This is a genomic window from Gordonia gummivorans, from assembly GCF_022513585.1.
GTDB lineage: Bacteria > Actinomycetota > Actinomycetes > Mycobacteriales > Mycobacteriaceae > Gordonia.
Genome location: NZ_JAKWBF010000009.1, coordinates 16,111 through 27,154 on the forward strand (window position 1 = coordinate 16,111; position 11,044 = coordinate 27,154).

General features: G+C 64.4%; 8 protein-coding genes. 5 read left to right on the forward strand and 3 right to left on the reverse strand.

The features are described 5' to 3' along the window. Positions 1 to 17: 17 nt before the first annotated feature. A complete protein-coding gene (locus MKW15_RS08770; protein ID WP_240857223.1) occupies positions 18 to 1,775 on the reverse strand; it encodes an AMP-dependent synthetase/ligase in 1,758 nt (585 codons plus the stop codon). 184 nt (positions 1,776 to 1,959) lie between these two features. Further along, a complete protein-coding gene (locus MKW15_RS08775; RefSeq protein ID WP_240857224.1) occupies positions 1,960 to 2,580 on the reverse strand; it encodes an LGFP repeat-containing protein in 621 nt (206 codons plus the stop codon). Positions 2,581 to 2,863: 283 nt separating this feature from the next. Between MKW15_RS08775 and MKW15_RS08780 the strand changes: the two genes are divergently transcribed. From MKW15_RS08780 to glgX, 5 genes are all read left to right on the forward strand, one after another. Then, a complete protein-coding gene (locus MKW15_RS08780; RefSeq protein WP_240857225.1) occupies positions 2,864 to 4,162 on the forward strand; it encodes an ammonium transporter in 1,299 nt (432 codons plus the stop codon). Positions 4,163 to 4,293: 131 nt separating this feature from the next. Next, entirely contained in the window at positions 4,294 to 5,094 is an 801-nt protein-coding gene (locus MKW15_RS08785) for a crotonase/enoyl-CoA hydratase family protein (protein ID WP_240857226.1), read from the forward strand. Positions 5,095 to 5,239: 145 nt separating this feature from the next. Further along, positions 5,240 to 5,833, forward strand: a complete 594-nt coding sequence (locus MKW15_RS08790; protein WP_240857227.1) for a dihydrofolate reductase family protein — start codon at positions 5,240 to 5,242, stop codon at positions 5,831 to 5,833. An 89-nt stretch (positions 5,834 to 5,922) separates the two neighbouring features. Further along, positions 5,923 to 7,053 carry a lipase family protein gene (locus MKW15_RS08795; protein ID WP_240857228.1) on the forward strand — a complete coding sequence of 377 codons (1,131 nt, stop codon included), beginning with the start codon at positions 5,923 to 5,925 and terminating at the stop codon, positions 7,051 to 7,053. Positions 7,054 to 7,066: 13 nt separating this feature from the next. Next, positions 7,067 to 9,235 carry a glycogen debranching protein GlgX gene (gene glgX, locus MKW15_RS08800; protein WP_240857229.1) on the forward strand — a complete coding sequence of 723 codons (2,169 nt, stop codon included), beginning with the start codon at positions 7,067 to 7,069 and terminating at the stop codon, positions 9,233 to 9,235. A gap of 175 nt (positions 9,236 to 9,410) precedes the next feature. Here the strand turns inward: glgX and fadD5 are convergent, their stop codons facing one another. Beyond that, entirely contained in the window at positions 9,411 to 11,021 is a 1,611-nt protein-coding gene (gene fadD5, locus MKW15_RS08805) for a fatty-acid--CoA ligase FadD5 (RefSeq protein ID WP_240857230.1), read from the reverse strand. Between the last annotated feature and the right edge of the window lie 23 nt (positions 11,022 to 11,044).

The following is an 11,044-nucleotide window of genomic DNA, read 5'->3' on the forward strand; positions in this document are numbered from 1 at the left end:
GGTGTTCTCCCCTGTGGTCACTTGGTGTAGAGCGCGTCGATCTGATCGGCGTACTTCTTCGCGATCGGTGTGCGCTTGAGCTTCATCGTCGGTGTCAGCTCGTCGCCGCCGGGCATCCAATAGGTCGGCAGGACCTGCCAGTTCCGGATGTGTTCCACCCGGGAAAGGCGTGAATTGGCCTGGGCTACTGCTTTTTCGATGGCCGCGGTGACGGCCGGATGTGCCGACAATGCGTCGACGTCGGCACCGTCGAGCCCGTTGGAGGCAGCGAATGCCGTTGCGGCATCGGGGTCGAGTGTGATCAGCGCCGAGACGAACGGTCGGTTGTCGCCGATGGCTGCCACGGTCCCGATCAGCGGGCTCGCCGCTTTCAGCGCGCCCTCGATGTTGCTAGGCGACATGTTCTTTCCGCCGGAATTGATGATCAATTCCTTCTTGCGATCAATGATCGTCAGGTAGCCGTTCTCGAGCGTGCCGATGTCGCCCGTGTGAATCCACCCGTCGGCATCCAGAGTCTGTGTCGTCCGCTGCGGATCGTTGCGATATCCGCGCATGACACCGGCACCGCGTACCAAGATCTCACCATCGTCGGCCAAGCGGAGTTCGGTGCCAGGGATGGGCTTACCGACCGATCCGTACCGAGGCGCGTGGATTGGATTCACCGTGGTGACCGCAGACGTCTCCGACATACCCCACGCTTCCATCACCGGGATACCCAGTGCCAGCATGAAAGTCAGCGCTTCGGTGTCAATGGGCGCGGCACCCGACACCGCGGCGGTGAGCGAATCGAGGCCGAGTTTGGCCCGCAGCTTGCCGAGCACGAGACGATCGGCGATGCTCGCGGCGATCCGATCTACCGGCGACAGGGGCCGGCCGTCGATGATCGCCTGGGCGCGTTGGCGGCCGGCGCCGACCGCCCAGCGCGCGAGCGCTCCCTTGGGGCCTTCCTCGGCGGCCAGAGTCATCTCGATGCTGCCCTTGATCTTGTACCAGAGCATCGGCACCGCGACGAAGAAGGTGGGGCGCACCTGCGCCAACGTGGCGACCAGCGTCTTGGGGTCGGCGACGTCGACGACCTCGCTGCCGAAGTACATCGGCGCGTACTGACAGATCCAGCGATTGATCAGGTGCGCGTCGGGCAGGTAGGACACCACCCGGCCGCGGGCGAGGTCGCCGATCACGTCGACGACAACCCCGAGCTGATACAGGAGGTTGGCGTGCGTGAGTTCGACGCCCTTGGGGTTACCCGTGGTCCCGCTGGTGTAGATGAGGGTCAGCACGTCGTCGGCCTGGACAGCTCGCCACGAGGCGTCGAAGTCGAAATCGGCTGGCGCGCTGAGCTGTTCGATGTCGCCGAGGGTTTGCACGTCGTCCATCGACGCGCCGTCCACGCAGACGACGACAGCTCCATCGGGTGCCGCGTCGAGTACGCGTTGGAGGAACTGCGATTCCGTGACGACGACCTTGGGCTCGGCATTGGTGAACAGGTACTGGATCTGCGGCGTGGCATTGGTGTTGTAGATCGAGAATCCGATCGCCCCAAGATGCATTGCGGCCGCGTCGACGACATGGAACTCGGGCCGGTTGGTGAGCATGATGCCCACCGTGTCGCCGCGGCCCACTCCGAGAGCGGCCAGACCGGCCGCAACTCTACGGACGCGGAGTCCGTACTCGCGCCACGTGAGCGCGGTGGTGCCGTCCGAAGTGCGGATCGCAACCTCGGCGCCGAGTTCATCGACCTGCCGCTGGAAATGAGTACAGAGGGTCTCGGACATGGTCTCCCTGGTTTCTCGCCGAACACCCGGGTGCGGCCCGGGATGCACTACTTGCGGGGTTTCTGTTGACGCAACGCCAATAAAGCTAGGCCATCATTTGGCGCGGTGTCAACAATTGTCCGAGGTAGACACGACTGCGCCCACCCGCGGTTACGCGGATGGGCGCAGACGTTGATCGGTATCGCTACTTCGCGGGCACGACCTTCCCGTTCACGGTGACCTCGACGGTGTCGGTTGCTGCGGTCCAGGTGATCTTGCCGTTCTCGAAGGTCGACGTCTTCACGCCGTTCTCCTCGGTCTCGTCGCTGGTGGCGACGCCGAGTGGTCCTTGTGAACCACCTTTGCCATCGGCTGCGGGATTGCCGGATTCGTCACGCGGCACATTCCAGGCGTCGCGGATCTTGCCCCAAGTGATGTACGCCGGCGTTCCCGCATCACCATTCTTGGCGGTGATCACGCCACCGGTGAACTGTTGGAACACCACGCCGTTGGAGCCGGTGCCGGACGCGTTGGGCCCGGTCAGGGGCGCACCGAGGTCGGCCTTCTGCTTCTCGGTGGCGGCCTGGTACTTCACCGCGATGGGACCGGTGAGCGTCACGCTGCTGCCGTCGGCTGCGGTGAGTGCAACCGTCTGCCCCTGCCCAGACATGTCGCCGGACGATGGCGCCCCACTCTGGGTGGTCATCATCGCCGACGATGACGCCGACGCATCACTGCTGTCGTCGTCGCTACATCCCGCGACGACGATAACGGCAATGGCGGCCGCGGCCGCTGCACCGACGATCCTCGTCCCCCGCCTCCGCATTGGCCTGGCTTCTTGAATGGTCTGCTGCATGATTCCCTTTCGGTTTCTCTGAGCACTTGCCACGGGCATGCGCGCCCCCGTCGCACGAGACCCTTAGCCACCCTAAGCGAAGTTTGTGGACGAGTATTCGATGTTTACCGAATTGTTGGCTTGCGGTCGTGCGGCGGCTCCGAGCCGGCGTCTGCGGCGATAGTCCGAAATGCCCTATTCGCAGGTAGATGCACTGCAGCACACCAAAATCGACCGCTACACTTTCGATTCTCAGACGCGACGGAAGGTGGCCATGTTCCCGAAGTACGGAATCCCCGACGGCGCGAACACTGCATGGCTGTTGGCAGCGTTCGCCCTGGTTCTGCTGATGACGCCGGCTTTGGCGCTCTTCTACGGCGGGATGGTGCGCTCCAAGAGTGTGCTCAACATGATGATGATGTGCCTGTCGGCCATCCCCATCGTGTGGATCATCTGGGTGATCTTCGGTTACTCGCTGGCGTTCGGAACCGACCACGGTGGGTTGATCGGGAGCCTCAGCTCCTTCCCCGGCCTCGAACACACCTACGGACACGACGACGCACATCCCGACGGAATATCGCTTGTCGGAACCATCCCGGCCATCCTTTTCGTCGCGTTCCAGGCCGGATTCGCCATGGTGACCGTCGCCCTCATCGCGGGCGCGGTCGCCGACCGTATGCGATTTGTGGCGTGGGTGATCTTCGCCGCGGTGTGGTCGGTCCTGGTCTACATCCCCATCGCGCACTGGGTCTTCAGCGCGCCGGGCCTGACCGAGGCCGACGGCGGCTGGATCGTCTCCGACCTCAAGGCGATCGACTTCGCGGGCGGCACGGCAGTCGAGATCAACTCCGGTGCTTCGGCATTGATTCTTGCGCTCCTCCTCGGTCGTCGAAATGGATGGCCCAAGGATCCGATGCGGCCGCACAACCTGCCCTTCGTGATGCTCGGCGCAGGCCTGCTGTGGTTCGGATGGTTCGGGTTCAACGCGGGTTCGGCCCTCGCCGCCGACGGATCGGCCGCGCTCGTCGCAGCCAACACCCTCGGAGCCGGTGCTGCGTCGATGGTCGCCTGGCTGATCGTCGAACAAGTACGTCATGGCCGCCCGACCTCGTTCGGTGCCGCATCCGGTGTGGTCGCCGGTCTTGTCGCCATCACGCCGGCGTGCTCGTCGGTGACGCCGCTCGGCGCGCTCGCGGTGGGCGCGGTGGCAGGCGCGGTGAGTTCCTACGCCATCGAACTGAAGTTCCGCTGGCGCTACGACGATTCGCTCGACGTCGTGGGCGTCCACTTCGTCGGTGGTGTGGTCGGCACACTGATGATCGGTTTGGTGGCATCGAAGAACACACCGGCCGGCGTCGACGGGCTGTTCTATGGCGGCGGTCTGGACCAGTTGTGGCGCCAGGCGGTCGCGGTGATCGCCGTACTCTCCTATGCGGCGATCGTCACCGGGATCATCGGGCTCGCGCTGAAGTACACGATCGGTCTGCGTGCCGATCGCCAACACGAGGTCGACGGAATCGACGACGCCCAGCACGCCGAGTCCGCGTACGACTTCTATAGCGCGGGACGCTGATCCGACGAGGTCTCGCTGACCTGAGCAGATGTCAGCAACACCGCTGGCGTCTGCGCGTAGGCGGATTTGCCTCGGCTCCCGCGCCGGGTTCGTAGGATTGCGTCGACCACGTCGACGGGAGACTGACCGAGATGACCGACAAGCGAATCGTCCTGGAGATCGACGACAACGGCGTCGCAACCGTGACGTTGAACCGCGCCGAGAAGCACAACGCGCTCGACCGCGCGATGTTCGATGCACTCCTCGACGTCACGGCCCGTCTCGCGACGCAGCCCCGGGTTCGCGCGGTCGTCCTGCACGGCGCGGGCAAGAGCTTCTGCTCGGGACTGGATGTTTCGAGTCTCGGAGAGGGCGGTGGCGCGTCGTCGTTGCTGACCCGAGAAGACGGTCACGCTGCCAACGATGCCCAGCGGGTGTCGGTCGATTGGGGCCGTATCCCGGCGCCGGTGATCGCCGCGATCACCGGCAACTGCTTCGGCGGCGGACTGCAGATAGCTCTCGGTGCCGACATCCGGTACGCCACCCCGAACGCGCGACTGTCGATCATGGAGGTGAAGTGGGGGCTGGTACCGGACATGGGCATCACCCAAACGCTGCCGCGGCTCGTGTCTGCCGACGTCGCCAAAGAGTTGACCTTCACCGGCCGCATTCTCGGCGGCACCGAGGCCCACGAGCTCGGACTGGTCACGCGTGTAGTGGAGGATCCGCTCGGAGCAGCACTCGAACTGGCCCGCGAGATCGCGAGCAAGTCTCCGGACGCCGTACGCGCGGCGAAACGACTGTACGACGAGACCTGGAATGGCACGGATCCCGCCAGGGCCCTTCTGTTGGAGAGTGAGCTCCAGGTCGGCCTGATGGGTTCGCCCAATCAACTCGAAGCGGTCCGAGCCGGATTCGATAGTCGCACACCGAACTTCGCCGATCCCGACTGACCAGAGACAACAAGAGCTTCGGCGGATCCACTGTCGCCGGAAATTGGTTGTGCGGTAGGCGCAACGCGCGTTAGCGTGTCCACATGGTCTGATCTGCGCGTCACGCACCGTCCTCATCCCTCCGACGTGAGAGAGCTGTATCCCATTGCGCAAGTTGATCTATTTCGTGGCGTCGACCCTTGACGGCTTCATTGCCGGAACCGATGGCGCCGACCCATCCACGTCCATCTTCGATCCTTCGGGCGCCCACGCCGGCCCACTGATGGCCGAATATCCGGAGATGATTCCGGGACATGTACGGTCCGTCTTGGGCGTCGAGGGCGTACCGAACAAGCACTTCGACACCATTCTGGAAGGCCGTGGATCATACGAGATCGGGACGGCCGCCGGTATCGGCGACGCGTATCCGCATCTACGCCACCTGGTGTTCTCGACAACTCTGGACTCGACGTCGGACCCGGCGGTCGAGTTGGTCGGTTCCGCCGCCGTCGACCGGGTCCGAGCGCTGAAAGACGAGCAGGGCCTGGATATTTGGCTCTGTGGAGGTGGCTGCATGGCGGCGTCGTTGCGCGACGAGATCGACGAGATCCACCTGAAGCTCTACCCTGTGGTACTTGGTGACGGTATCCCCTTGTTCGGACGCGTACCCGGGGGTGAATCGGAGATTGATCGATTCACGTTGAACGGTGCGCGAGTCTTCGACAGTGGCGTCGCCCTGATGACCTACGCCCGGGCATAACCAGCTGAAACCGGGCCGCACGGTCGCCGGGCAGCGTAGCGTTCGACCGTATGAGAGCACAGTCCGGTTCTCGAGGTCTTGTCGCGGCGATGGCTGTAGTGGTGGCAGTCGTCGCGGCAATGGTCGCTTCGTCGACTCTCGTGTTCGCCGCGCCCGCCGCATCCGCCCTGCGTGTCGGAACAGTGCTGCGCACGTCCGCAATTGCGCCAGACCATCTGCCGAGCGGTGCCGCTCGTGGGTATCGGTTGCTGTATGTGACACAGGATCAGAACGGTCGACGGGTCACCAGTACAGGCGCTCTGTATCTGCCGGCGGGCGCTCCCCCGTCGGGCGGCTGGCCGGTCTACTCGTGGGCGCACGGGACGAGTGGCATCGGTGACCGGTGCTCGCCCAGCATCGTCAGGGGCAGCGTCCGGGACCGGCTGGAGCCGGGGATCGCGCATGCGTTGAAGGTCGGCTATGCGGTGACCGCGTCGGACTATCCGGGATTGGGTAGCGGAGGCGTGGCGGAGTATCTGGGCGGCCGGGCAGAGGGTTCGGCGGTCATCGACATGATCCGGGCGTCTCGCGCGACAGTCCCTGCGCTGTCACGGCGATGGGTGTCCAGTGGCCACTCACAGGGTGGGCACGCTGCGCTGTGGGCTGCCTACCTGGCGCCGCGGTACGCGCCCGAACTGGCATTGAAAGGCACCGTGGCGATCGCACCCGCGTCGCAGATCGAAAACGTCATTCCCCTGTTGCTGCCGGGAACGCCAGATCTCGGTCGGTACAACGGATTCGCCGGTCTGGCCCTCTACGTGCTCTCCGGGCTCGAGCACGCACGAGCAGACCTGAACGTCGATGACCGGCTTACTCCGGCCGGCCGCTCGTGGGTGGCGCGAGTCCGCAATCTCTGTGTGGGGCAACTCGCTTCGGCCCTGCGTGAGGTCACCCCGGGAACGCTCGTCGCGAAGCCGTTGACCGACCCGGCCTTCGTCGCAGCACTGCGCGACTACACCACTGTGCCCGCGGGTGGCTACGGCACACCGGTGCTGATCGAGCACGGCGACTCCGACCTGACCATTCCGATGCCGTTCAGTGTGGCACTCACCGCGCAGATGCGCGCCGCAGGCACCGACGTCCGACTCATCACCTACCCGGGGCAGGGCCATCCCGGCGTCACCCGCGCCGGAATGATGGATGCCTTCAGCGCAATCAGCAGGTACTTCGCCGCGCCGTGATCGAATTGACGTCGTGACCCAAGCGCATCCGCACGGCGATGAACTACTGAAGCCACACACTTCGCGCACGACGGCGGCGGGGCATCCATCGCCACTGGGAGCGACGCCCGCTTTCGGCGGGGTGAACTTCGCGCTGTACTCGGCACACGCCACCGCCGTGTTCCTGCTGCTGTACGACGCGGCCGACGAGAACCCCACCGATGTCATTGCACTGGACGGTCCGGCCGAGGGCACCTGGCACGTGCATGTTGACGGCGTGCGACCTGGGCAGCTCTACGCATACCGCGTCGACGGGCCCTACGAACCCGCTGCGGGACTGCGTTTCAACCCGGCCAAGGTGGTGCTCGATCCATACGCCAAGGCGGTCACCGGAAAGTTCCGCAACGTCGACAATCTCCTGCTCGCCTACGATCCGACGGCAGGAACCGCGGAACTGACTCTCGACCAACGGGATTCGAGTTCGGTGGTCCCCAAGGCCGTGGTCGTCGACGACGACGCCTTCGACTGGCGCGGCGACACCGCACCCGACCTTGCGCTGGAAGAACTGATCATCTACGAAGTGCACGCAAAGGGATTCACCGCCCACCCGTCGTCGGGAGTCGGCGCGCCCGGAACCTACCTCGGATTCATCGAGAAGATCCCCTACCTCGTCGAGCTGGGCATCAACGCGGTCGAGTTGCTGCCGCTACACGAGTACTACGTCGACGACTTCCTCGTCGACCGAGGGTTGACGAACTACTGGGGTTACAACAGCATCGGGTTCTTCGCGCCCGAGTCCTCGTACGCCACCGGAACGAGTCCGGGATATCAGGTCGACGAGTTCAAGACGCTGGTGCGCGAACTGCATGCGGCCGGCATCAAGGTGATTCTGGATGTGGTGTTCAATCACTCCGGCGAAGGTAACGAGATGGGGCCGACGATGTCGTTGCGCGGCATCGACAATCCGAGTTACTACCTCCTCACCGGTTCTGACGATGAGCCCGGTCGCTATTACATGAATTTCAGTGGCTGCGGCAACACCCTCGACTTCAGCAGTCCGGCCGTCATCTCCCTGGTGTTGGACTCGTTGCGCTATTGGGTGCAGCAGATGCACGTCGACGGCTTCCGGTTCGATCTGGCCGCCGTACTGGGGCGGGCCGGCGACAATGACGGTTTCGAGGCCCACGCCCCGTTTTTCGAGGCCGTGCGGAGCGATCCTGTGCTCGCCCAGTCGGTTCTGATCGCCGAACCGTGGGACACCGGGACATATCAGGTGGGGAACTTTCCACTCGGTTGGTCGGAGTGGAACGGCCGATTCCGAGATACCATGCGGCGCTTCGTCAAAGGCGACGACGGACAATTGCCCGATCTGGGACGACGCCTCACGGGTTCTGCCGATCTGTACGCCGACGACGGTCGCACTGCCTACAACAGCATCAACTTCATCACCTGCCACGACGGCTTCACACTGAACGATCTGGTCTCCTTTGACACCAAACACAACGAGGCGAACGGTGAGCAGAACCGGGACGGCTCTGACGACAACAACTCGTGGAACTGCGGAGTCGAGGGCGACACCGACGACCACGAGATCACCTTCCTGCGCCGCCAACTCGTGAAGAACCACCTGTGTCGCCTGCTGTTCTCCGCCGGGACACCCATGCTGCTCGGCGGCGACGAATTTCTACGCACGCAACACGGCAACAACAACGCCTACTGCCAGGACAACGAGATCTCTTGGTTCGATTGGGATCTGGTGGAACGCAACCGCGACATCCTCGAATTCGCCAAACGCGCGATCTCACTGACCCGACGATTCAAGACGCTCCAACATGCCAAATACGTTCTCGGAGCGAACAATGACGCGGGGCTCGTGGATGAGCTGACGTGGTTCGGACCGGACGGTAACCTGCCCGACTGGTCGAACCCGCACGCACACACACTGTGTTTCCAACTCGACACCGCCGACGCGGTGCCACACGCCGGCATCTCGTCGCTGTACCTGATCCTCAACGCCGATCACCAGAACGCCTGGATTGTGTTGCCGCAGTTGACCGACGGACAGAGCTGGTATCGCGTGGTCGACACCAGCCTGCCCGCCGGCGAGGACTTTGCCGATCCTGGTAGCGAAGTGCTGGTGGATCCGGACGACCACTATCTGGCCAGCGCCCGCGCGGCGGTGATTCTGGCCGCGCGAGCGTGAGTCGACAGCAGCCCCATCCGTTCCCTGAGCCTGGATCCGTGAGGGGCCCCTTCCGGTCCCTGAGGTGCGAGCGGAGCGAGCCTCGAAGGGCGCAGGTGCGACGACAACGTCATCTCGCCAGGGCTTCGAGGCTCCTCGCTTGCGCTCGTCGCACCTCAGCCGGCGGGGTCCACGCTCAGTGGGACAACCCGGAGTCCTTGCTGCCGTAAGCATCTCGCAGCTTGGGTTTGACGACCTTGCCGCCGGCGTTGCGGGGTAGCTCGTCGATGATGACCAGATCCTTCGGATGCTTGAATCGCGCGAGGTTCTCGTTGAGATGGGATTCGAGATCATTCAACGTCAGATCGTCGACGCCATCGGCGAGCACGACGACCGCGACCGGTACCTCGCCCCATTTCTCGTCGGCGCGCCCGATGATCGCGGCCTCGGCGATCGCCGGATGGGCGTAGAGGGCGTTCTCCACCTCCGCGCAGTAGATGTTCTCGCCACCGGAGATGATCATGTCCTTGGCGCGGTCGACCACGTACAAGAAGCCCTCGTCGTCCTGACGGACGAGATCGCCGGAGTGAAACCAGCCTCCGCGGAAGGCGTCGGCGGTGGCTTGCGGATTCTGCCAGTAGCCGACCATGAGATTCGGTCCGCGGTAGACGATCTCGCCGACTTCGCCGGGTGCCACGTCGTTCATCATGGGGTCGACGATGCGGGCCGTCACCGCGGGCACGACCTTGCCGACGGATCCGATCTTGCGCAGCGCATCCTTGCCCTCGAGGATGCACGTCACCGGGGACATCTCGGTCTGGCCGAACGCGGTCATGTTGAGTGCCTGCGGGAAGGTGTCGTTCATCGCGTTGAGCACCGTGTCTGATGCGGGCGCCGCACCCCAGCTGATCGTGTGCAGTTTGAGGTCGCGGGGCCGGGCCGCTTGTGCGGCACAGATGGCCTGCCACTGAGCCGGCACCATGAACACCGACGTCGTGCCCTCGCGTTCCATCGTGTCGAGCATGGTGTCGGCGTCGAACGCACCGAGGGGGTGGATCACCGCCCGCACACCTCGATACAGCACCGGCGCGAAGCCGGCGATGCCTGCGATATGGAACAACGGCGGCACGATCGAGGCGACGTCGGCGTCGGAACCGCCCTGCTGTGCAGTCGCGATGGTCGTCACGGCCTGCGCTTGCAGATTCTGATGGGTCAGCATGGCGCCCTTGGGTTTACCGGTGGTACCCGAGGTGTACATGATGAGCGCGACGGTGTCCTCGGGGACGTCGACCTCGGGCAGGTCCGAGGCATCCTCGGCGAGGATGGTCTCGTAGTCCAGGTGTGCCGGATCGTCGCTGCCGTCGACGACGATGACGTTGTCGATGCCGCCGGTCGACGCACTCACCGCGCCGGCGAGCGGCGCGAGCAACCGCTCCGTGAGGATCACCCGGGCACCGCTGTCGGTGACGAGATAGCCGACCTCGGCCGGACTCATCCGGATGTTCACCGGCACCGGGATGGCGCCGATCAGGTTGGCCCCCAACACCGCTTCTACGTACTCGGTCCGATTGAGCAGGGCCATGAGGACACGGTCGCCGAAGCGCACTCCGCGACGGTGCAGCGCGGCCCCGAACGCACGAGACCGGTGTTCGAGATCGCGCCAGGTGGTGGCGTGGTCGAGGTAGGTGATGGCCGTGGCGTCGGGGGTCATGAACGCGTGACGGCGGACCTGGTTGTTCCAATGGTTGCGGCGCGAACGCATCGGTTCGGTCACCAGGTCGCTTGTCGTGTCGACAGTGGCGGTCATTGCCATCTCCCCTTAGTCCCAAC